Raw genomic sequence first — 21,639 nt, 5'->3', positions numbered from 1 at the left:
GAAGACAAGGACAGATAAAAACAAAAAGGGGCGGGTTGGCCCCGCCCCGGAAGGTCGAAACCTCAGACGATCTTAGAAATAGATCTCAAAGGAGGCATAGAGGTTGTACATGTGGTCGAGAGGGACAAAAAGCTGCATATTGGCAGGCATCCCAGCAACATCATCAAGTTCATTGATCTCATGGGGTTCTCCCAGCCAGTTTCCGCTTCCGCTATAGTTGAACCAGAAGTACTGGAAGCCAAGACGCAGGAAGACCTTGGCATACTTGTTAAGGGCCTCACCAGTAGGCAGATCCTGGACCCAGTAGACCTCGGCTACGTGCCCACGGGTAGCAAGCTTGTTGATGTAGATATCATCGGTGGCCACCAAAAAGGGCATCCACCATTTAGAGCCGTAGTTATACTCCAGACCGAGCTTGGCACCGGGGATCCAGGGAAGAGGAATCCGAGCACCGACATAGACCGCCCAACCGGTGTGAGTATCCATGTCAACCTGATTAGGATTCAAATAAAATCCCCCCAGGAGGGAATAATACATTTTTTGTACACCGAACCCCAACCCGCTCATATCTACTGGCATTTCACCTATCTCATCGGGATCAGCAATAGACAGCCCTAAAGAGAGGAAGTAATCCACACCTTCAAGGCCTATATAAGGAATGTCAACTTTGTGCAACCAAGTAAGGCCGATCTCATAAAGATCTCCTAAGTTGCTTTGGGCCGTCTTATACATGGGGCCAAGATCGTTGAAAAAGAAAGTTCCTTCCGGAAAGTCCATTATGCCTTCAGCCTTAAAAGCCTGGAAAAATAGGTGCATATCCCGATCGGGATCGTCTATCACGTCCCAGGCAAAACCGTAAAAATCGACATCATCTTTCGCTCTATCAGCATAAGTCTTAAAGCCGGACTCAAAACCCTTACCGTAACAGAACCGAATACGCCCGGGGAACGGCCACCGATACTGATACCCGATCGTAGCTCCGTCGAAAGGCACGTCGATGTTAATTCCCTGCGGAGTAGCCTCTCGTTTGTCCAGACCTTCACGAAGGTGCTGAGGCACCCCATGGGTGGTAGGCCGACGACCGAAAGAAATCCAGACAGGATAACCACCTACATTTACCCAGTTAAAGTAAGCCCGATCTACGTAAAGACGGCTGTCCGAAGGACGGACCCCAAAGGTAAAATTGTTATCCATACCAGGGAAAATCTCGGGAGACACATAGTCATCGGAGTTCCCCCAGATCTTGTAATACGCCAGGCGCACCTTAACTACCGTATTTTCAGTAGGACGCACCTTGAAATTTATACGCATCCGGTTGGTCCAGATGGTATCGTTTTCCTTGTGTCCCTTCTCATTCCGTACACCACCAAACACAGGAATCATCTTGTTCTCAGTAGGATCATACTTAAATCCCGAAAAGTATCCCAGATAACTGTCAGGCACGTAGGCCCGAGTAGAATCGACGCGGGTACGAATGTCACCCCAGATCTGGAACTTACCCATATTGTCCTTGAAATTCTCCACCAGGTCGCTCATCTCGTCCACGGTGTCGCTGGTCTCCTCCTGAGCCTCCTTAACCTCCTGGAGCTGCTTCTTGAGCATTTCGATCTCTTTGGAGAGCTCCTCTATACGCTTTAGCAACTCCTCTTGAGAAGCCCCAGAGTAGGCCAGAAGCCCACCCGGCACCAACAACAGAAAGGCCAAAGCCAAACCCAACAACTTCCTCATGCCACACCTCCTCCTTTCGAGTTTTTAAAACTCTTTTGCCGTCAAACGCCTCTTCCATCTTATACTTCGCCGCCTTGAAATTGTAAAGACTTGCCTTGTAGCATTTGTAGCATAAAAGTGGCTTTACAAGCAACAATCGAACTCACAGTTCCTAAATTGCAGTTTTTTGGAAAAAGATGCCGAAATTTTTTTCATTTTTCTTGTTATTGAGATCTTATAACTTTGGCCGGTATTTTGAAGACGCGCTTGAATAGCCCAAAGATACCTTCCCCTATAGCCTCAGGATGGAGAGGTACAATAGAAGGTTTGCGGTAAGTTCCCTTGACCTTCATGGGGACCGAAACCAGCATCTTGTCCTTACCGGTCAGAAGAAAGCCCACCACCGGAATCTTGCTGGTAAGTGTATCTACGGTCTTGAAAGGCGAGGCTAGCACGGTCAAGTCAAGGCGCCCTTCTGGAAGATATATGTCACCGGAAGCAAAGAGGCGAAGGCCGGGGCCCTCCAAAAAGGCCTTCTCCACCCGAAAACGATTTCCGAAAAGTTGCCCCTCAAGTCCTAGCTTTTCGTAAGGTAAGCCCTTTTCCTCTAGAGGAGGAAGGTTGCCTTTGAAAATATCAATAGGGCTCAGAAAACCGAAGATCTTGGCCAGCAGCCCGAACCGGTGGATAACCCCGGAGGGAGAGCTGAGGGTAAGATAACCCGAGCCGGCCTCAAAGAGGGATTCCCGGCCCTTCAGATGGATCTCGGCTTTGAGGCTAAAAGGCCCGGAGATGAGGGTTTCGCCAGAAGTAGAAAGGCAGGCGAACAGGGTCTCGAATTTGCCAACAGGCTGATAAAAGATCAAATCCAGGGACTTTTCTTTAGCCATAACAACCTTCCCATTCAACGGGAGACTACAGAACTGGGCTTCCGAAAGCACCAAAGTGGTCTTTTGGGGATAAACGAAAAGGCCTCCCCGAACATTTTGAACACTGTACTTTTCGGTAAGCCGAACCTCGTCAAGAACAAGATCCAGATGTCCAAGGACCTGAAATTTCTTTTGACCGCTCCCTTCGTAAAAGGGCTTGAGTTTGGGGAGATCCACCATCTTAGATCGCACTTGACCCTCAAAGCGGAAACTTTTGGAAGCCACTTCGAGACGTCCGGAAGCTAAGAAGTCGGAGCCGGCAAGGGAGAGGTCAAGTTCCTCAAAGTAGAAGGTTCGCTCGACTCCGCGTACCTGGAAATTCTTCACATAGGGCCGTCCTTTCAGTGGTAACACGAAGTCCCGACCCTCAAGGCGTCCTTTGAAACGGCTCATGAGGGGGCGCTTCAGGTGGAAATAGACCTCTAAATCACCTCTCAGATATCCTTTGAGCCAAGGATTCTCCTCAATCAGCGCCGAAACCATGTCCGGGGAAAGCTCGCCCTTGAAGTTGAGGAGATAGTGATCTGAAAATCTTTCCAAGGAAAAGAGAAGAGTCCGCTCTCTGAAGACCAGTCTTCCCGAGGAAACCTTGAGAAAGGAGGGCTCCCTTTCCAAGGAGAAGGCCAGGTTAGCCCCTTCGGAAGTACTCAAATCCGCGGAAAATTTCACACTATTTTCCGAAAAGACCAAGGAAAAATCTCGAACTTCAAGGGGAGTTTTGAGCAGATAGTCCTCAGAAAAGGAAACCTTGCGATAAACAAACTCCAAGAGTTCCCGACTCGCCTGTCCTGACCCCCGCAGGGAGAGGGCCTTAGAGTCCAAAATGGCCTCCCCAGAAAGGGTGAAGTTCGAACCGTAAAGCCTGATCTCACCGGGACCAAAACCTAGTTTCCCTCGATAATAAATAACGGGAAGTTTTTTAACGGCCACACGCCCCTCGATAGAAGGTAGAAAAAAGTTCCCTGAGGGGAGCACTGCCTTTAGGACGAGGCTTTTTCTCACGGTTTCGGCGGCAAAGGGTCCTTGATAGGAAAGACTCTTTATCTCCAGGATCTCGATTCGGGGTTGGTATTTTTCAAGGAAGTCTCGGGCTGCCGGGAATCGAACGAGAATCTTTTCAAGCTCGGGATACCGTAAGAATCCATGGAGTTCCTCAACTTTTACTTCGTAAGGCTTGCGTCCAAAACTCAGGGTCGCAGAAACTCCATGAAGGCTACCCAACCTTCCCGAAAGGCCTATTCCGGATAAGGTCAGATTTCCTTTTTGGTAAAAGACCCTACCGCCAGAAACCTTGAGGGCCGAAGGCAAGAACGAATGGGTAAAGAGCACGCCTTGGGGACGAAGCTCGAAGGAAATATGGGGTTTTGCTCTAGTCCCTGATAAGACGAGCCGCCCCGAGACTGGTCCATTGAAGCTCATAGCTTTCAAAGCATTAGCGGCCTTAGCGCTGGCTTTCTTGGCTATCTCGAGGAGAACTCCGGCCTCGCCCGAAAAGTCGGCCGTGATCTTTAGGGGCGCCTTACGGCTCTTGAGGTGAACCTTTACCGAAGCCTTTGAGATGTTCACTCCGGCCAGCTTCCCTGAACCGTTGAAGTTCAGATCTCCCATAACCAAAGTAAAGGTCCCCGAGGCCCCGAAAATATCGAGGGGAGGCTTCGGGACATTGATCCTTCCTCCTTTTACTCGAGCCGAAAGGATGAGGTTTTCGACCCGGGAAAGGTCTCTTACGGTCTTGGCCCGGGTCTTGAGCTCAAGATCAGTAAACTTTCCAGCACGCACAATGGCTAGAAACTTTTTAAGACCGTTGTTTTTAGGAAAAAGACCGAGGAGTCTCGACCTCAAAGCCGCAAAATCGAGTTCTTTAAGGCGAGCGAAAAGATAGTAACCTTCTTCGCCTCGATGGAAGCTAAATTCACCGGAAAGCCGGGGCTCCTTGAATTCGAGATCTTTCAAGCTCAGGGAGAAGCCCTTCGGTCCATACGAAAACTCGCCCTCAAAACCGGCACATGAGAAAAGTAGATCTGGAGTCTTTTCAAAACGGACACAAGGAGCCGAACCCTTGAAGCCCCCCACCAGGGTTCCATCTTCGTAAGTATAAGCCAGGGAAATGGAAAAATCCGTTTGACTGGGAGATAGGGGCAGGCTTCCGGATAGGATCTTCAAACGAGATAGATCTACTCCTGAAACCTCGATCAGGCCCTCGGCCGCTCCCTCCTTGAGATCCAAACGGCTTTTTAGATAAAACTTTTTCAAAAAAGAAGCCTTTCCTTCGCCTTCAAAGAGGATCTGTTCAGGGCGGGTAGCCAATTCTGCCGAAAGGTCCGCCAGATCGAAAAGGGAAGCCTTTCCACGGAAGACCTGCACGCGGCCTCCAGAAAGTGTTACCTCCATAGGAGGCAGTGCCGGCAAGTCTTTGAGAACTTCCTCCGCCCGAAATGGTTTCCCAGAGGGCTTCTCGGGGAGAAAAACAGTAAGATGTGGAGAAATGAGAGCAAAATCCCTGATAACGATCTTCTTGCGAAGAAGAGCCGGAAGATCCGGATAAAGACGCAAGCTCTTTACAGTTAGCAAATATTGGGGAGCCTTTATTTTTACCCCTTCGGCCGAAAGTGCAGGGCGGAAAAAGACCTTAATCCTCAAAGTCCTAACGGAAACCTCGGCTTTAAGGGTTTCCGAAAGTCTCCGTGAGACACGACTTTTAATGGCTGAAAGATTGACAATATAAGGCAGCAGAAACCCCAAAACTATAAGGACAACAAGAAAAACTGCGGAAACGAAAGCGGTGATTTTTAAAAATCTTTTCATAAGCTCACTTTAGTCTCCCTAAAAATTCTCGCATTTTTTCAGCTTCGTTTCCATCGCCGAAGGGGACCTCGATCGTTACCGTCAGGCCCTGTCGTCGAAGGAGGATGGGCAAGGCGTTGGGCACCGGGACCTCCCGATAAGCCGAAAGAGGAAGCTCAAGATAATGGACCAGCAATACCCGAACCACCACCATGTGGGTGACCACCGCCACCACGCGACCGCTCTCACGATGAAATAGGTCCTCCATAGCCCGAACAGCCCGGCCGTAAACCTCTGGCAAGGTCTCGCAACCAGGGATGTAAAACCGATGAGGGGCCTTGGACCAGACCTCGTACTGCATGTCCGGATCTTTGCGCAATTCGTATTTAAAGCGCCCCTCCCAAGGAGGGATACTGATTTCAAAAAATCCCGGTTCCTCTACAATTTCGGGGCTATCCAAGACTTCCGCCATGAGTTCGGCCGTACGCCGGGTACGGTGAAGAGGACTAATGTATATCCGGCTAAGATCTTCCCCTTTGAGGTATTCCCCGGCCCTTCGGGCTTGGCGTTCGCCCTCTTCAGTCAAGGGTTCGGGAGTACGGCCGGCAAAACGCCCCTCCACGTTGGCAAAGGTTTGACCGTGTCGCAGGATATACACCTTGGTTTCCATCCTGGCGCCTCCCTCTAAGGCTTTATCCTTAACATGGAAGTCCCTCCTTTTCTAGGTCGGTGAGTTTGCTCACCGTCATTTTAGGGTAAAATCCCCTGAGAGCCCTTCGGGGCCCATACAAGCCACCACAGGGAGGCAACATGGGCGAAATACTGTCCGTACCTTTGGAAGAAGAACTTAAGCGTTCCTATTTGGACTACGCCATGAGCGTCATCGTAGGCCGGGCACTTCCGGACGTAAGGGACGGATTGAAACCGGTCCAGCGCCGAATCCTATATGCCATGCATGAGATGAAAAACGACTGGAACAAACCTCACAAGAAGAGCGCCCGAGTGGTGGGAGAAGTCATCGGTAAATACCATCCCCACGGAGACGCCGCGGTTTATGACACCCTGGTGCGCATGGCCCAGGACTTCACCATGCGTTACCCCCTGGTGGACGGACAGGGGAATTTCGGATCGGTGGATGGCGATGCTCCTGCGGCCATGCGCTACACCGAGGTACGTCTTGCTCGCATAGCGCACGAAATGCTAGTGGATATCGAAAAGGAGACCGTGGACTTTGCCCCCAACTACGACAACACCCTAGAGGAACCGGTGGTTCTGCCCTCTAAACTTCCCAATCTACTGGTGAACGGGGCCTCCGGTATTGCAGTGGGTATGGCTACCAACATCCCTCCTCACAATCTGGGCGAGGTGGCGGAGGCCCTGATGGCCATGCTCAAGAACCCAGAGATCACCCTGGATGAGCTCATGCGGTATATCAAAGGCCCGGACTTTCCTACTGGGGCTCTCATCGTGGGCACCGAAGGCATCCGCGAGGCCTATCTCACCGGAAAGGGCCTCATCAAGATGCGAGGACGGGCTACCATCGAACGCGAACGAGGACGGACGGCCATCGTCATTACCGAAATCCCCTACCAGGTCAACAAGGCCAAACTGGTGGAACGTATTGCCGAGCTTGCCCGCAACAAGAAGATTGAAGGCATCGCCGAAGTTAGAGACGAATCTGACCGGGATGGCATCCGGGTGGTGGTGGAGCTCAAGCGAGAGAAGGAGGATCAGGCTCGAGTAATCTTGAACCAACTTTACAAGCACACGCCGCTTGAAAGCTCTTTCGGAATCATCATGCTGGCCCTGGTACGGGGACGACCGGAGTTGCTCTCCCTGCGGGAGGTCCTTTGGCAATTTCTCACCCACCGGCGGGAGGTGGTCCTTCGGCGCACGCAATACGATCTTCGCAAGGCCCGCGAACGGGCCCATATCCTGGAAGGATTGCTCAAGGCCCTTGATCATCTTGACGAGATTATCGCCCTCATTCGGGGCTCACACACTCCGGCCGAGGCCAAGGAAAAACTCATAGGACGCTTCGGGTTCTCCGAGGCTCAGGCCCAGGCCATTCTGGATATGCGTCTTCAGAGGCTCACAGCCCTGGAGCGGGAGAAACTGGCCGCGGAATACCAGGAACTAAAGCGCCAGATTGCCTGGTTCGAAAAGATCCTCACGGACGAAGAGACCCTGAAAGGGGTCATCGAGGCCGAGATCAGGGAGCTCAAGGAAAAGTATGCCGACGAGAGACGCACGGAAATCGTACCGGATACCGGCGAGGTTTCCTGGGAAGATCTCGTACTTGAGGAATCGATGGTGGTCACCATAACCCACCGGGGCTATGTGAAACGTCTCCCCATCCATACTTATCGGCAACAGCGACGGGGTGGAAAGGGCGTAAGCGGACTTTCGGTCTCGGAGGAGGACGCAGTCAAGGATCTTTATGTAGCCACTACCCACGAGGTCTTTCTCTGTTTCACCAATCGGGGACGGGCTTATTGGCTGAGAGTGCTAGACATCCCTCAGGCCGGACGCCAAGCCAAAGGCACTCTGCTGGCCAACCTCCTTTCCCTCTCGGAGGAAGAAAAGATCTCGGCCGTGCTTCCGGTGCGGGAATTTTCGCCAGGGCGTTTTGTGGTTTTTGCGACCCGTCGTGGGCTCATTAAAAAAACTGAGCTTTCGGAATTCGCAAATCCCCGCTCAACAGGCATTATCGCTGTAAAGCTCAACGAGGGTGATGAGTTAGTGGCCGCAGGACTCACCGATGGCCATCAGGGACTTATGCTCCTTACCAGAAGGGGGCAAAGTATAAGGTTTTCCGAAAAAGACGTCCGTCCCATGGGCCGAAACGCCGCCGGCGTGAAGGGCATAGAGCTTTCCGAAGGCGACGAGGTGGTAAGCCTCCTTGTTATTCCCTCAAATGAGAAACGGGACCTCCTTACGGTCACGGAATCCGGTTACGGAAAGCGGACCCGTCTTTCGGAGTTCCGCATCCAGAGCCGCGGAGGCAAAGGTATTATTGCCGCCAGGGTGGACGCCAAGTCTGGAGGATTGGCCGGAGGTCTTCTGGTCTCGGACGAAGACGAAATCCTACTTCTTTCCGATTCCGGAAAGATCATACGCCTTAGAGTAAAAGAGGTCCCCCATAAAGGGCGAAGCACTCGGGGAGTCAAGCTTTTCTTCCTAAACGGTCAAGAAAAGATCGTAGGGTTGGCGGTGGTACGGGAAGTCTAGTTCACCGGCTGATAAAAGGCGTCCCTTTCCACGGGCTCGAAGCCGGCCTCGCGGACGAGACGCTCTATTTCGGCCCGGGATAGGGCCTTGGCCTCACGACCACCTGAGGCCTCGCTTATTTTCTCCTCCACCACCGTGCCGTGAAGATCGTCGGCCCCAAATTGGAGGGCCAACTGAGAAAGTTTTACCCCCAGAAAGACCCAATAGGCCTTGATATGCGGGATATTGTCCAGAAGAAGTCTAGAGATCGCTATCATCTTAAGGTCTTCAAAACCGGTAGTCGGGGAGACCTCCCCGGAAAGGGCCGTCTTCTGGGGCAGAAAAGGAAGAGGAATGAAACACAGAAAACCTCTGGTCTCGTCCTGAACCTCACGGAGCCTCAGGAGATGATCCACCCGTTCCTCGTAGGTCTCAATATGTCCGTATAGCATGGTGGCGTTGGAGGAAATACCTAAGCGATGAGCAATTTTGGCGATCTCGAGCCAGCGCTCGGCCGGTATCTTTTCCGGAAAAAGTCTCTCTCGGACTCGGTGTGAGAAGACTTCGGCTCCGCCTCCTGGGATACAGGAAAGACCAGCGGCGACAAGGTCCTTTAGGACCTCCTCCACAGATTTTCCAGAGATCCGGGAAAGATGGTCTATTTCCACACAAGTGAAGGCCTTGATGTGGGCCTCAGGGAAGGCTTCTTTGACTGCGGAAAGGAGCTCAAGATAGTACTCGTAAGGAAGCTCAGGATTTACTCCCCCTACAATATGAATCTCGCGCGGGGGTGGACCCTCGGAAAGTCGCCTTACGGCCTCCTCAGGAGAAATTACGTATCCCTCTGGATCTCCCGGGGCCCTCCAGTAAGCACAGAACCGACAACGGTTTTGACAGATATTGGTGTAATTGAGGTGCCGATTTATGACATAATACACCTTCCGGCCGTGCAGACGCTCGCGGACCATTCGGGCTAGCCTACCTAAGGTCAGCAGATCCCGCGATTCGAAGAGCCGGAGACCATCCTCTCGGGAAAGCCTCTCCCCAGAGAGAATCTTTTCAAAAATATCCTCGAGACCGGCTCTCTTAATTGTTCCTTCCAGCATTTACGGCTATACTAAACAGGTAATGGGCAGGTGGCAAGATTGTTGCACGCCTGAGGAATGGATTCGGAAGGAACGGGAAAAGGCCCGGAAACTTCGGAAGACTCGCTGGTGGCGCAAAAAGTGTGCCCGCGGAATATGTTACTACTGCGGCCGAAGGGTACCTCCCAATGAACTCACCATGGATCACAGGATCCCCCTGGCCCAGGGAGGTCGGTCTGAAAAATCCAATCTTGTCCCGGCCTGCAAGGAGTGCAACAACAAGAAAAAGTATCTCCTTCCTTGGGAATGGGAGGAGTATCTTAAAAAGTTGCGGGGAGAAAACTAGGAGGGGGGCTTTTTATGTGCGGAATCATCGGTTATCTCGGAAAGCGGCCGGTAAAGACCGTCCTGCTTGAGGGCCTCCGGCGGCTTGAATACCGGGGGTATGATTCGGCAGGGGTGGTCTTTTTCACCGAAAACAACCTCTTTGTGGAGAGGGTAAAGGGAAAGGTCCTTGATCTTGACGAGAGGCTTGCCAACCGAGAAGTCAGGGGCCAGGCCCCTGGCCTGGGACACACCCGCTGGGCAACCCACGGCGAACCCTCCAAGGAAAATGCCCATCCCCATTTCGACTGCACCGGCGAAGTGGCCGTGGTCCACAATGGCATCATCGAAAACTACCACGCTCTAAAGCAAGAGCTCTCCGCTAGGGGGCACCGCTTCGTCTCCGAAACCGATACCGAAGTCATCGCCCATCTGGTAGAAGAGGCCCTACGAGAGACCGGAGATCTATTTTCTGCGGTAAAGGGTGCCCTCTCCAAGGTCAAAGGGGCCTACGCCCTTGGGGTCATCTGGCGTCGGGACCCTGAAACCATCGTGGTGGCAAGGAACCAAAGCCCTTTGGTTCTGGGAGTCGGAGAAAACGAAGTCTTCCTGGCCTCGGATGTTCCGGCCATCCTGCCTTGGACTAGACGAGTTATCTTCCTTGAAGATGGAGATCTGGCCATTTTGAGGGTAGAGGGGCCCAAAATCTTTCGGCTCACCGGAGAAGAAATCACACGCGAGGTCCACGAGATCGCCTGGGATGCCTCCCAGGCCGAAAAGGCCGGTTTTCCGCACTTCATGCTGAAGGAGATCTATGAACAGCCCGAGGCCATAAGAGACACCCTAAGAGGCAGGCTCAATCCGGAGACCGGAGAGGTGGACCTTTCAGACGCTGAGCTTTCCCCGGAATTCTTTGAAGGGCTCGAAAGGATTTTTATCGTGGCCTGCGGGACCTCCTATCACGCGGGTCTGGTAGGAAAGTATCTTTTTGAGAAATGGGCCGGCATCCCGGTGGAGGTAGACCTAGCCTCGGAGTTCCGCTACCGGGATGTTTTGATAAACGATCGGACACTTGCCATCTTCATCTCCCAGTCTGGAGAGACTGCGGACACCCTTGCAGGTTTACGGCTGGCCAAAGAGCTTTCGGCCCGGGTGCTTGCCATCTGTAACGTCTTGGGAAGCACCATCGCCCGGGAGGCCCACCGGGTCATTTACACCCACGCCGGGCCGGAAATCGGAGTGGCCTCCACCAAGGCCTTCACTTCCCAGCTAACAATTTTTCTTCTTTTAACCCTCTATATGGGAAGGCTTACCGGACGGCTTACACTCGAAAGGGCGATGGAACTCTCCGGGGAACTGGTAGAACTTCCAGAGAAAGTCAACCTAGTTATCAAAGCCGTGCATCCCGTCCTCAAAGAGCTTTCGGAGAAATACTTTCGACAAGAAGATTTCCTCTATCTAGGACGAAACATCCTTTATCCGGTGGCCCTTGAGGGGGCCTTGAAACTCAAGGAAATATCCTACATTCATGCCGAGGGTTACGCCGCTGGTGAAATGAAACACGGCCCCATCGCCCTCATCGAAGAAAACGTGCCCACAGTAGCCTTAGCTCCCAAAGAAGGGGGCATAACTTATGAAAAGATGCTCTCAAATATAGAGGAAGTGCGCTCTCGACGGGGACCGGTCATCGGTTTTGGAACAGAGGGAGATGCACATCTCGCAAATCTAGTTACGGATTTCGTGGGCCTTCCGGAAGTTTCCTGGGAAGTCTCACCTATCCTTTATACCGTGCCGCTTCAGCTTTTGGCCTACGAAATTGCCGTCAAGAGGGGTTGTGACGTGGATCAGCCCCGCAACCTCGCCAAAAGCGTAACCGTAGAGTAAAGGAGGATCTGACATGCACATTGCGGTTATTGGCACAGGTTATGTAGGCCTGGTTTCCGGTGCTGGTATGGCGGATTTCGGCATGAAGGTTATCTGTGTGGATAAAGACAAAGAAAAGATCAAACAACTCCGCAAGGGCCGTATCCCCTTTTATGAGCCAGGGCTCGAAGAACTGGTCCACAAAAACATGGAGGCCGGCCGACTTTCCTTCACCACCGATCTCCGGGAAGCCGTAAAGCAGGCCCTAGTGATTTTCATCTGCGTGGGCACACCTCCCGCACCGGACGGTTCTGCCGATCTATCCCAGATAAAAGAAGTGGCCCTTTCCCTGGCTGAAGCCTTAGATGACTACAAGGTGGTGGTCACCAAGAGCACGGTTCCGGTGGGCACCAACCGCTGGATCAAACAGATCATTGACAAACACAAAAAGAACAACGTGGCTGTGGATATCATCTCCAATCCAGAGTTCCTGCGAGAGGGTTCGGCGGTGGAAGACTTCATGCATCCGGATCGGGTGGTCATCGGAGGTGAGAGTGCCTACGCCATCGCTATCGTAAAAGATATCTATCGGCCGCTCTATCTGGCCGAAACGCCTTTCATTATTACGGATCTTGAGACCGCGGAGATGATCAAATATGCAAGCAACGCCTTCCTGGCTACCAAGGTAAGTTTCATAAATGAGATCGCCAACCTTTGTGAGAAGGCCGGGGCGGATGTTACGGTAGTGGCCCGTGCCATGGGGCTAGATCCCCGTATAGGGCGCAAATTTCTAAATCCCGGCCCTGGTTTCGGAGGTTCCTGTTTCCCCAAGGATGTAAAGGCCTTGGTACATCAGGGACGAGAAGTGGGCTCTCCCATGCACATTTTGGAGGCCGTACTCGAAGTTAACGAAAGACAGAAACTGCGGGCGGTAGAAAAGGCTGAAGACCTTTGCAAGGGACTCTCCGGAAAAACGGTGGCCGTGCTGGGCTTATCCTTTAAGCCCAATACCAGCGACGTCCGCGAAGCCCCGGCGCTGACCGTGGTTCCGGAATTAGTAAAACGCGGGGCTCGGGTGCGGGTCTATGACCCGGTGGCTATGGAAGAATTCCGCCATTGGTGTCCAGACCTGGAAGTGGAATACGTCAAGGATCCCCTCAAGGCCGCCAAAGGGGCCCATGCCTTGATCATCCTTACTGAATGGAACGAATTCAGGTTCCTAGATCTCAAAGAAATCAAGAACCTTATGGCCGAACCCAATCTAATTGACATGCGAAACATTTACGAACCGGAAGTGGTCAAGAGCCTGGGCTTCAAGTACACTGGGGTGGGAAGAGGTTAGCCCCTAGAGTTTCTTAAGTAAAGATGCAAACCACTTTACTATCCTTCTTCCTGGTAATTTTGACCGGAGCCCTCTTCAGGCGTTTCTGGGTAGGCCAGGAGACGGCCGACACTATCCGGAAAAGCATAAATATCATGGTCTTGAACCTCTTTCTCCCGGCTCTATGCCTTAAAACCATCTATACTGCCACCCTAGATCGGACGATATTCGTGATACCGCTCACCGCGGCTCTAACCATTATTGCAACGCTTAGTTTCTCCCTTATCGTTTTCAACCTCCTCGAACGTCGGCAACTCCTAAGCCCTTCTCAGAAAGGGGTCTTGATCCTCTCCTCCAGCTTCGGAAACGTTACTTATCTGGGCATACCTGTCCTTAGCTCTCTTTTCGGAACCGAAGCCATCAAATACGCCCTCTATTACGATCTCTTGGCCACTACTCCTATCTTATGGCTTATAGGCGCCCCTATAGCCGCTCGCTTGGGGGCCAAAAATCGCACCTTGACTCCTAAGGATTCACTAGCCATTATCCTCAAGCTCCCTCCTCTCTGGGGAATCTTTCTCGGAATAATTCTTAATATCCTGAAGGCACCTTTGCCCGAAATAATCCTCAAAGTCCTTGATATGTTCAGCGGCTTGGTGGTTCCTCTTATGATCTTCAGTATCGGTCTAGCCCTCAGCCTATCCGTAGCAAGACAGTTTCATCTTGTCTTTCCGGTTATTCTTCTAAAACTCTTCCTTTCCCCTCTTCTTTCCGTTTTCATCGCGAAAGGCTTGCACCTAGAGGGCACAGCCTTCAAAGCCGTAATTCTCGAGGGGGCCATGCCAACCATGGTCCTATCCCTTTTACTGGCCGCCGAATTCGAACTGGATGTTTCCCTTTCGGCTTTCGCTATTCTGGTAACTACTCTGCTATCCTTTATCACTCTGCCCTTGGTTTACCACTGGTTGGCTTGAGATTTAAAGTCCCTCTTGTATGAAGGGATTTGCCCGTTTTTCCCGGCCGATGGTAGAAGTGGGCCGATCGCCGTAATCGTGTCCCGGGAAGACAATAGTATCCTCTGGAAGGACCAGGAGTTTTTCTTTTATAGAGCGCATCATCTGAAAGTAATCTCCTCCCGGAAGATCACCCCGCCCTACGGCGCCCACAAAAAGGGTATCCCCAGTAAAAAGAAGGCGTTTTCCGTCGTAGAAACAGACCGAGCCCGGGGAGTGGCCCGGAGTATGAATGACCTGCAGCTCAAAGTTTCCGAAGGTGAAACGGGCCCCCTCCTCAAAGGTCTCGTCTGCGGGGGGATTAGGAGGGAACCCCCAAGATATGAAAAAGGAAGCCCCTTCAGCCCGGAAGAACTCGTCATCGTCCCTGTGAAGGGCAAAAGGTACGGAAAGCCTATCCCTCAACTCTCCAACGGCCGCCACGTGGTCTGCGTGTCCGTGGGTCCCCAGTATCCATTTGATCTTGAGCCCGAGGGCCTCGACTCTAGAGAGGATCTTTCTGGCGTCTCCTCCGGGATCTATGACCACGCCCTCCAGGGTTTCCGGGTCATATACTAGATAACAGCAAACGGCTAGCGGCCCCACCACTAGCGTCTCCACTTCAGGAAATTTCTTATCCATAGAGACCTCCTCCTCGGCAGACTTTAACCCTTTCCGGTTGTTTAACCCGATTCTTTATCTTTGGCCATATTCGATCCACGGCTGTCGCGTTGCTTACCGGACGGGTATGAGGATGATCCGGAACAAAAGGACAGGGAGGTAGGCTGCGCCTGGCCACTTCTCCTAGCCCTACCCTCTCAAGTTGTTGAAAAACCTCTTCCTTGTTGAAGGTCAAAAGCGGTCGCAGCACCAGGCCGGGAACCACCGCTGAGGTGAATCTAAGGGCCGGAAGGGTCTGGCTGGCCTGCTCACCTATGATCTCGCCGGTACCCACTGCCGAAAAGCCTTCCCTCTGGGCCAACTCGGTGGCCAGTTTTAGCATGGTAGCCTTGCAAAAGAAGCATCTTTCCCTTTTGGGAGTTTTGGATGACAGGAACTCAAGAATTTCCCGGTAGGGCAAACGGTAAAGATTGAGACTCATCCCGGGAAAGAAATAGGCCAGTTCAGAAGCCGCCTGCTGCACCGCTTCCCATCGGCCCTCTTCGCCGTCATCCATAAAAAGAAGCGCCACCTCCTGTCCACGTCTTGCAAGAAGTAGAGCCGCAAGGAGAGAATCCGGCCCTCCAGAAAAAAGGGTTAGCACCCGCTCTCCTGACCCCACCGGAAGTCCGGAAACCCCGACTTTAGGATTCATCAGCACAAAGATTTTGTGATCCATGGCTTCTAGTCTGATCTCAAGCCTTTCCGGGGGAAAGTTGTCCCAGACCGAAAGCAACCGCCCCCGAGACTCTTCTTCCAGTTTTGCAAGGAATGTGTTTTTGAGATTTAAAACCTCCTGAAATCTATCCTTTGGTTTCACCCGATCTACATAGACCACATAGGTAAAGGGTCTTTCAGGTAGAATTTCCTCCAGAAAGCCGGAAGAAAGCAGATCATTAGGTGAGAGTTCGTAAAACTCGGCCACCTTCCCGAAGCCAAAGTGAGAAAGAAGGAGGGCTTTTAATTCCGGAGGCCCCTTCATCAAAAGGCGTCCGGATAAGGCCTTTGTTTCCACAAAGAGCCCCGCCGCGGTGGCCCGGCTAAGGAAATTCCTTACAGCCAGTTCCTGGAGGGCCTTCCTGGTTCCGGGGCTCTTTATCCCGATCTCTCCGGAAAAACTGACCAGGTAAGTTCTAGTCTTCAACCTTCCTGGCCCGATTCTTCTCGGAGAGGAAGTCCGCGGCCGAAATGGCGGCTATGCAGCCCTCACCCACGGCTTTGGCCACCTGAAAGGGGGGACCGGTGACATCCCCGGCGGCAAAGACTCCTGGGACGTTGGTGGCCTGACGGCGGTCTACCTGAATATAGCGCATGTTTTCGGGATCAAGCGCCACGCCAAGAGCCGTCGCCAGCTCTAGGGCCCCCTTGGCCCCTTCCTCGAAAAAGACCCCTTTTACCTGAAGGACCGTACCGTCGGAAAGCCTTAGACCAGAGACGGCCTCTTCTCCCAGAACCTCCTCCGCCTGAGTCCGTATCCATTTCACAGATGATTGGAGAAGCTCGTGTTCCAGAGCCTCGGTTACCCCCAGTTTCTCGGCTACCAGGTAAACCTCCGAGGCTATGCGGGAAAGGGTAAGGGCCCCGTGGACCGCAGCGCTGCCTTCGCCCACTACGGCCACCGGCTCTCCACGGAAAAAGAAACCATCGCAGTCCACACAATAGGAGACTCCTTTCCCCACCAGTTCGGCCTCGCCTTTGATCTTTTTCTTGCGCCGGGTAACACCCAGGGCGAGGATAAGGGCCCCAGCCAGAATCTCGCTCCCCGATTCCGAAACCACCTTAAAACCTTCGTCAGTGGTCTCAAGGCTCACCACATCCTCCGGGACGTGCTCGGCTCCGAAGCGCAGGATTTGAGCGAGACCCGCCTTGATAAGGTCTTCTCCAGAGACCTTTTCCGCAAAACCAAAATAATTTTCCATGTGGGCTCGGTAGAGGGCACTGGCTTCGGGTTTCCCGAAAACAATAGTCTTTAGCTTCCTTCTGGCCGTATGGATAGCGGCCTGAAGTCCGGCCGGACCACAACCCACGATTGCTACCTCATACTTTTCCATCATCCACCTCCTTTTCGTCTTCAAGGATATCTCTCGGCACCGAAATCCGGTAATCTTCCGACAACCAGTGTCCCAGATCCACCAGTTTGCACCGCTCGGAACAGAAGGGCCGATGAGGATTTCCCTCCCAGGTAACCGGTTTGCGGCATATAGGGCACTTTACTAGCTTACCAGCCATACCGTACGATCCTTGAGGGTGGATATAATCTTGGCCGAAACTGAGCCGAGAAGGAGACCTTTGAAGCCCCCGCGGCCCCTTCGGCCCACCACCACAGTACCATAGTTTCCGCGCCGGGCTTCCTTCAGAATGGCCGAGGCCGGCCCAAAGATGGAACGGATGATCTTTACTCGCACCCTTTCGGCAGGAAAACCGCCTTCCTCAAAAAGTCCCCGGGCCTTCTCAAAAAAGGCCCTGGCCTCCTCCTCTTCCTCCTCGGCGAGTCTAGTCTCGACCTCTTTCAGGGTTTCCGTCCTGGGACCGGCACCTGCAAAGGGATAAACCACGTGGAGGAGGGTGATCTCAACTTCTGGATCTTCGGAGAAGATGAAGGCCACGTGATCCACCACCTTAAAACCGGGTTCCTCCAGATCTACCGCTACCAGTACCTTCCGGTTCCAGGCCTTCCCGGAAACCATCCAGACCGGAACCCGGGCATGTTCGGCAACTTTATAGGAGACGCTCCCCATAAAACTCTGGGTGAGGCGGGACAGCCCTCGCCGTCCTATCACGATAGCGTCATAATTTCCGCCCTCGGCCTCTCTTATGATCTCGTAAGCCAGATCTCCATGCTGTAGAGAGACTTTGGTCTCAATGGCTTCTTCCGGAAAGACTTCACAAAGGAGGTCCCTTCCCCTTTCGGCAAGCTTTCGGGCCTGGTCCATGTTTTCCTGGATGACCTCCTCCAACATCTTCTCCCGCAGGATCATGGATTTACGGCCTCCGGAGGTTAAAAGATGAGCCGGAGGACGCCTCGCAATACAGCAAACCACCACTTCGAAATCCTTACGCTTTCCAAAAACGGACTTCAAATATTCCACCGCCCGTCTCGAAGGGGTAGTTCCCTCGAAGGCCAGAAGCACTTTTCTCGTAAGCTCCATCATTCTACCCTTAAGCTAATACTGGCGAGTGCCGAAACAAGACTTATTTTATATCAAAAGCCGGAGGAAATGCCTATGAGAGTCCTTATTATCAGTGCCGACCAATTTGAGGACAGCGAACTCCTCTTCCCCTATTATCGCCTTAGGGAAGAGGGCTTTGAAGTGGATATCGCTTCCCTTGAGAGGGGCAAGATTCGTGGGAAACGGGGTTATGAGGTGGAGGCTGGTCTTTCAGTGGAGGAAGTCAAACCTGAAGAGTACGCCGGGCTCGTTCTCCCAGGGGGAAAGGCCCCGGCCAAACTCAGGGAAAATCCACGGGTACTTGAGATTGTAAAAGGTTTTTACGGGGCCGGAAAACCCATTGCGGCCATCTGTCACGGACCACAGATTCTGATCTCGGCCGGGCTACTTAAAGATCGGAAGGCCACCTGTTACCGTTCGGTAAAAGACGAACTTTCGGCCTGTGGAGCAAACTATCTGGATCAAGAAGTAGTGGTTGACGGTCAAATCATCACCTCCCGCCAGCCTTCGGACCTTCCGGCCTTCATGCAGGCCCTCATGAAAAAATTGAAGGGCCTTGAGGAGAGGCCCGGGCTCGTCACCTTCCAGGGCCAGCCCTTAACCCTCCTCGGCCCGGAGATTAAACCCGGCCTCAAGGCCCCGGATTTCACGGTAGTGGACAAAGATCTAAAACCGGTAAATCTTTCGGATTTTAAGGATCAAATTTTGGTTATAAGTGTAACCCCATCTCTCGATACCCCGGTCTGTGATCTCCAGGCCCGGAGGTTCAACCAGGAGGCGGCCGGTCTTTCCGACAAGGTAGCGGTCATCAACATTAGCATGGACCTCCCCTTCGCCATCGCCCGCTTCTGCACCCAAGCAGGCATCGACCGGGTTTACGCCCTTTCGGACTACCAGGAAGCTTCTTTCGGCCGTAATTATGGGGTCCTTATCAAAGAACTTCGTCTTCTTTCCCGCGCGGTCTTCGTAATAGATAGTAATGGGCTAGTTCGATACGTCGAGATTGTCCCGGAGATTACCCAAGAACCCGACTACGAGAAGGCTCTTTCGGTGGTTAAGGAACTCAAATAGGCGAAATAGTCGCGATTTTCCTCCCGCCAGCGCCTTACAAAACGACGTCCAAGGTAGCGGATGTAAGCCCCGTGAAGATCCCCTTTAGAAAGGGATCGGAAGGCCTCTTTCAGGGAATAGAATTTTTGGTGGAGCAGATAGGAAAGCTCTTGGAGACGTTTTACGGAAACCCTTTCGGGATGAAAGACCACATGATGGCCGTCGTATAGATCCCACCGGGAATCAAATATCCTTCCGGCCTTGCGGTAATTTTCAAACAGTTTAGACCCTGGAATAGGAGTAAGGATGAGAAACTGCGCAGAATCGAGACGAACCGCCCGGGCGAACTCCAAGGTAGCCCAGATGGTCTCCTCGGTATCGGTGTCGGCTCCGAGCACGAACATACCGTGAACCCTGATGCCGTAAGCATGCAAGGTCCGAATCCCCTCCTCAATTTCCTGATAAGTGATGCCTTTGCGAAAAGCCTTCAGGGTCTCCGGATTCACAGACTCGAGGCCAATATAAACTATGTAACATTTACTTTTTTTCATTAGTTTAAGAAGTTCCTTATCCTTATAGATGTCGATCCGCACTTGAGAAGACCACTCGCCTTTAAATCCATTGTGGATCATACCCTCTAGCAGCTCCTTGGTGCGATTACGATTGGCAGCGAAGTTATCGTCGTAGAAAAAAACGTGCTGTCCCCGTTCAATCCCGACAAGCTCTTCCAGTATCAGTTCGGTGGACCGGTATCGATACTTCCGGCCGAACATGGCAATTACCGAACAAAAGACACAGCCATAGGGACAACCCCTTGAGGTCATGGTGGGATAAATCTTCAGCCTCTCCGGTGACACCCCCGGAACAAGCGAAAAATCTGGGACTGGGAGTTCATTTAAATCAACAAATTCCTCGCGCGGGGGATTATGCACCCCCTCACCGTTGGCCCTGAAGGAAAGACCGGGAATGTGATCAAAAGGACCGCCCTCACTTAAGGCCTCCACCAGTTCCACCACGGTCCGCTCCCCTTCACCTCTTACCACGAAATCCGCGTGCTCCATGGCCTCATCCGGCATGAAAGTTACGTGCGGGCCTCCGAGAACCACCTTTTTACCATAAGCCCCGCGTATCCTGTCGGAAAGGGCGTAAGCCCTGGGAGCGGTAGGGGTAATAGTAGAGATTAGAACCAGATCCGCCTCTCGGATAGCCCCCTCATCAATCTCGCCCCATTCCTCAAGGAAGACCGTGACCTCGTGGCCTCGGTCCCGCAGGATGGTGCCTAGAATGGGCATGGCTAGACGGGGAAGTTTGAAGGCTGAAAAGACATGCGTACGGGGATTTTGGGGCTCAATACAGACAATTTTCATTGAATATAAATTTAATCATTGGGCAAACCTTTGTCTAGCTACTTCGGATAAGTTTAAGAACTCTTTTTTTCGAAGAATATCAACTAAATATCTTCTTTCGCACCCCAAAAAATCCCAAAACCCCGGAGAGGCAAAGCAACCCGACGGCCGGGACTGGAACCGGAGCCACGTTTAAGGTGAGCCTCAAATCACCTTCAACACTATCTCCCTGGTAGGCCCTGAGATTCAAAGCCCCTAAAGAATAAAGATCTTTCGGCCACCTGATACACCTCTAAACAGAGCTGATACCATCCAATCTCTACCCCCATAAGAAGCTCCTCCACCCCCTATTTCTTCTTAATCCATCTCCCCTAAGGGACGCCCCCCACTCTTCCTCGACATACTTGAAGTATTGTAAAACTTCATGAAAGATTTCCAGCGGGGTTTCAAGTCGGCAGGATGTAAACTTTGGGCTTAATTTGTCGTCTTTTGGGTCGACGACTTTGTAGTCCTTCTGTAATCTTTTTGTAAACCGTAAACAAAGGGTGTAAAAACTAAAGAGGGATGCAAACTCGAGAATAAATTTCTCCTAAGGACGCCCCCTTTGCCCCTAATAGAAAACTCCCAATCATTACCGGTAAGAGCATCTACTTCACCCTACTAACGGGCTTTAAATTTTCCTCCTTAGCTAAACTGGAAGCAATGAACTATACGCTAGCGACCTCCGTTGTCCTCAAATTACGAATACAAGGTTGCTCTCTCACTATATTGTTGGCTTAATTTTAACATATTTCACAACTACTGCAACTTTTTACTATATTTAGGAAACTATTGATGCACATTCTAGTTGACGAGTTTGTAGTCCTTCTGTAGGCTTCCTTGTAAACTAAAGCTGTATTTTGGGGTGGGGGAAAGTTGCGCATAAAAGTCCCTCCGTATTCGGATTGGTGGCCTATACTGGCGCTTGCGGCCTACGACTTCTGGCTAGTAGCCTTCCCCCTTCAGGGCTACTTCTTTCTCCGGATGAACGGGCCGGAGAACTTTCCTTACTTCGTTATTCCTCACACTCTCGCCCTTTTCGCCGTAGCTTGGTTGGGACACCGGGTAAACTTCCGCACGATCTCGCTATTAGCCGGAACCATTACTTCTCTTTTAACGGCAGTCTACCCCTTCTTTCCGGCCCTTCATAACTATCTTC

General features: G+C 52.2%; 16 protein-coding genes and 2 pseudogenes. 8 read left to right on the top strand and 10 right to left on the bottom strand.

From position 1 onward, the window contains the following. Window positions 1-72: 72 nt before the first annotated feature. From TDIS_RS09885 to TDIS_RS09875, 3 genes are all read right to left on the bottom strand, one after another. A complete protein-coding gene (locus TDIS_RS09885) occupies window positions 73-1,728 on the bottom strand; it encodes a DUF3373 family protein (RefSeq protein ID WP_068671729.1) in 1,656 nt (551 codons plus the stop codon). Window positions 1,729-1,931: 203 nt separating this feature from the next. Further along, window positions 1,932-5,441 (bottom strand): YhdP family protein, encoded by a 3,510-nt coding sequence (locus tag TDIS_RS09880; RefSeq protein WP_068671728.1) that lies wholly within the window; start codon window positions 5,439-5,441, stop codon window positions 1,932-1,934. Between the two features lie 4 nt (window positions 5,442-5,445). Then, window positions 5,446-6,090: a histidine phosphatase family protein gene (locus tag TDIS_RS09875; protein ID WP_068671727.1), complete on the bottom strand. Its 645-nt coding sequence runs from the start codon at window positions 6,088-6,090 to the stop codon at window positions 5,446-5,448. 140 nt (window positions 6,091-6,230) lie between these two features. Here TDIS_RS09875 and gyrA point away from each other — a divergent pair, with 140 nt between their 5' ends. Beyond that, window positions 6,231-8,651 carry a DNA gyrase subunit A gene (gene gyrA, locus TDIS_RS09870; RefSeq protein WP_068671726.1) on the top strand — a complete coding sequence of 807 codons (2,421 nt, stop codon included), beginning with the start codon at window positions 6,231-6,233 and terminating at the stop codon, window positions 8,649-8,651. On the opposite strand, the gene mqnE is transcribed toward gyrA, so the two are convergent. Continuing rightward, window positions 8,648-9,736: an aminofutalosine synthase MqnE gene (gene mqnE, locus TDIS_RS09865; protein ID WP_068671725.1), complete on the bottom strand. Its 1,089-nt coding sequence runs from the start codon at window positions 9,734-9,736 to the stop codon at window positions 8,648-8,650. The two genes, gyrA and mqnE, sit on opposite strands and share 4 nt — an antisense overlap. A gap of 22 nt (window positions 9,737-9,758) precedes the next feature. On the opposite strand from mqnE, the gene TDIS_RS09860 reads away from it, so the two are divergent. From TDIS_RS09860 to TDIS_RS09845, 4 genes are read left to right on the top strand one after another with little or no spacing between them, the layout of a single operon-like run. Next, window positions 9,759-10,061 (top strand): HNH endonuclease, encoded by a 303-nt coding sequence (locus TDIS_RS09860; protein ID WP_068671724.1) that lies wholly within the window; start codon window positions 9,759-9,761, stop codon window positions 10,059-10,061. Window positions 10,062-10,075: 14 nt separating this feature from the next. Beyond that, the gene (gene glmS / locus TDIS_RS09855; protein ID WP_068671723.1) at window positions 10,076-11,923 is read left to right on the top strand and encodes a glutamine--fructose-6-phosphate transaminase (isomerizing); all 1,848 of its coding nucleotides are present in this window, start codon (window positions 10,076-10,078) and stop codon (window positions 11,921-11,923) included. Between the two features lie 13 nt (window positions 11,924-11,936). Next, window positions 11,937-13,244, top strand: a complete 1,308-nt coding sequence (locus tag TDIS_RS09850) for a UDP-glucose dehydrogenase family protein (RefSeq protein ID WP_068671722.1) — start codon at window positions 11,937-11,939, stop codon at window positions 13,242-13,244. 23 nt (window positions 13,245-13,267) lie between these two features. Next, entirely contained in the window at window positions 13,268-14,197 is a 930-nt protein-coding gene (locus TDIS_RS09845) for an AEC family transporter (RefSeq protein ID WP_068671721.1), read from the top strand. 3 nt (window positions 14,198-14,200) lie between these two features. On the opposite strand, the gene TDIS_RS09840 is transcribed toward TDIS_RS09845, so the two are convergent. Genes TDIS_RS09840 through TDIS_RS09825 form a run of 5 tightly spaced genes read right to left on the bottom strand, consistent with a single transcriptional unit; the run spans window position 14,201 to window position 18,027 of the window. Next, window positions 14,201-14,857, bottom strand: coding sequence for an MBL fold metallo-hydrolase (locus TDIS_RS09840; RefSeq protein ID WP_068671720.1), 657 nt, complete (start codon window positions 14,855-14,857; stop codon window positions 14,201-14,203). Then, entirely contained in the window at window positions 14,850-16,019 is a 1,170-nt protein-coding gene (locus tag TDIS_RS09835; RefSeq protein WP_068671719.1) for a tRNA sulfurtransferase, read from the bottom strand. The genes TDIS_RS09840 and TDIS_RS09835 overlap by 8 nt, the downstream gene beginning before the upstream one ends. Then, complete coding sequence (locus tag TDIS_RS09830) at window positions 16,009-16,929, bottom strand: NAD(P)/FAD-dependent oxidoreductase (RefSeq protein WP_068671718.1); 921 nt, start codon at window positions 16,927-16,929, stop codon at window positions 16,009-16,011. Before TDIS_RS09830 ends, TDIS_RS09835 begins: the two co-directional genes overlap by 11 nt. Further along, the gene (locus tag TDIS_RS10915) at window positions 16,913-17,104 is read right to left on the bottom strand and encodes a DNA gyrase inhibitor YacG (protein WP_084271068.1); all 192 of its coding nucleotides are present in this window, start codon (window positions 17,102-17,104) and stop codon (window positions 16,913-16,915) included. Before TDIS_RS10915 ends, TDIS_RS09830 begins: the two co-directional genes overlap by 17 nt. Next, window positions 17,089-18,027 (bottom strand): universal stress protein, encoded by a 939-nt coding sequence (locus tag TDIS_RS09825; RefSeq protein WP_068671717.1) that lies wholly within the window; start codon window positions 18,025-18,027, stop codon window positions 17,089-17,091. Before TDIS_RS09825 ends, TDIS_RS10915 begins: the two co-directional genes overlap by 16 nt. Before the next feature lie 72 nt (window positions 18,028-18,099). Between TDIS_RS09825 and TDIS_RS11590 the strand changes: the two are divergent. Together TDIS_RS11590 and tpx are read left to right on the top strand one after the other, a co-directional pair. Then, window positions 18,100-18,597: pseudogene (locus tag TDIS_RS11590) on the top strand (type 1 glutamine amidotransferase domain-containing protein); the annotation flags it as partial. Then, the gene (tpx, locus tag TDIS_RS11585) at window positions 18,571-19,116 is read left to right on the top strand and encodes a thiol peroxidase (protein WP_425263984.1); all 546 of its coding nucleotides are present in this window, start codon (window positions 18,571-18,573) and stop codon (window positions 19,114-19,116) included. The pseudogene TDIS_RS11590 and the gene tpx, both read left to right, overlap by 27 nt. Here tpx and TDIS_RS09815 read toward each other — a convergent pair. Further along, entirely contained in the window at window positions 19,077-20,462 is a 1,386-nt protein-coding gene (locus TDIS_RS09815) for a B12-binding domain-containing radical SAM protein (protein ID WP_068671716.1), read from the bottom strand. The two genes, tpx and TDIS_RS09815, sit on opposite strands and share 40 nt — an antisense overlap. 894 nt (window positions 20,463-21,356) lie before the next feature. On the opposite strand from TDIS_RS09815, the pseudogene TDIS_RS09810 reads away from it, so the two are divergent. Then, a pseudogene (locus TDIS_RS09810) lies at window positions 21,357-21,639 on the top strand (hypothetical protein); the annotation flags it as partial.

It is taken from the genome of Thermosulfurimonas dismutans, from assembly GCF_001652585.1.
Classification (GTDB): Bacteria; Desulfobacterota; Thermodesulfobacteria; order Thermodesulfobacteriales; family Thermodesulfobacteriaceae; genus Thermosulfurimonas; species Thermosulfurimonas dismutans.
The sequence above is the reverse complement of the archived record's forward strand: the minus strand, read 5'-3'. Positions and strand labels throughout refer to the sequence as shown.

What these genes read in the sequence shown, in the direction of transcription:
- TDIS_RS09885 (WP_068671729.1), bottom strand. Translation starts at nt 1,728, where the DNA reads ATGAGGAAGTTGTTGGGTTTGGCTTTGGCCTTTCTGTTGTTGGTGCCG.
- TDIS_RS09880 (WP_068671728.1), bottom strand. Translation starts at nt 5,441, where the DNA reads ATGAAAAGATTTTTAAAAATCACCGCTTTCGTTTCCGCAGTTTTTCTT.
- TDIS_RS09875 (WP_068671727.1), bottom strand. Translation starts at nt 6,090, where the DNA reads ATGGAAACCAAGGTGTATATCCTGCGACACGGTCAAACCTTTGCCAAC.
- gyrA (WP_068671726.1), top strand. Translation starts at nt 6,231, where the DNA reads ATGGGCGAAATACTGTCCGTACCTTTGGAAGAAGAACTTAAGCGTTCC.
- mqnE (WP_068671725.1), bottom strand. Translation starts at nt 9,736, where the DNA reads ATGCTGGAAGGAACAATTAAGAGAGCCGGTCTCGAGGATATTTTTGAA.
- TDIS_RS09860 (WP_068671724.1), top strand. Translation starts at nt 9,759, where the DNA reads ATGGGCAGGTGGCAAGATTGTTGCACGCCTGAGGAATGGATTCGGAAG.
- glmS (WP_068671723.1), top strand. Translation starts at nt 10,076, where the DNA reads ATGTGCGGAATCATCGGTTATCTCGGAAAGCGGCCGGTAAAGACCGTC.
- TDIS_RS09850 (WP_068671722.1), top strand. Translation starts at nt 11,937, where the DNA reads ATGCACATTGCGGTTATTGGCACAGGTTATGTAGGCCTGGTTTCCGGT.
- TDIS_RS09845 (WP_068671721.1), top strand. Translation starts at nt 13,268, where the DNA reads ATGCAAACCACTTTACTATCCTTCTTCCTGGTAATTTTGACCGGAGCC.
- TDIS_RS09840 (WP_068671720.1), bottom strand. Translation starts at nt 14,857, where the DNA reads ATGGATAAGAAATTTCCTGAAGTGGAGACGCTAGTGGTGGGGCCGCTA.
- TDIS_RS09830 (WP_068671718.1), bottom strand. Translation starts at nt 16,929, where the DNA reads ATGATGGAAAAGTATGAGGTAGCAATCGTGGGTTGTGGTCCGGCCGGA.
- TDIS_RS10915 (WP_084271068.1), bottom strand. Translation starts at nt 17,104, where the DNA reads ATGGCTGGTAAGCTAGTAAAGTGCCCTATATGCCGCAAACCGGTTACC.
- TDIS_RS09825 (WP_068671717.1), bottom strand. Translation starts at nt 18,027, where the DNA reads ATGATGGAGCTTACGAGAAAAGTGCTTCTGGCCTTCGAGGGAACTACC.
- tpx (WP_425263984.1), top strand. Translation starts at nt 18,571, where the DNA reads ATGCAGGCCCTCATGAAAAAATTGAAGGGCCTTGAGGAGAGGCCCGGG.
- TDIS_RS09815 (WP_068671716.1), bottom strand. Translation starts at nt 20,462, where the DNA reads ATGAAAATTGTCTGTATTGAGCCCCAAAATCCCCGTACGCATGTCTTT.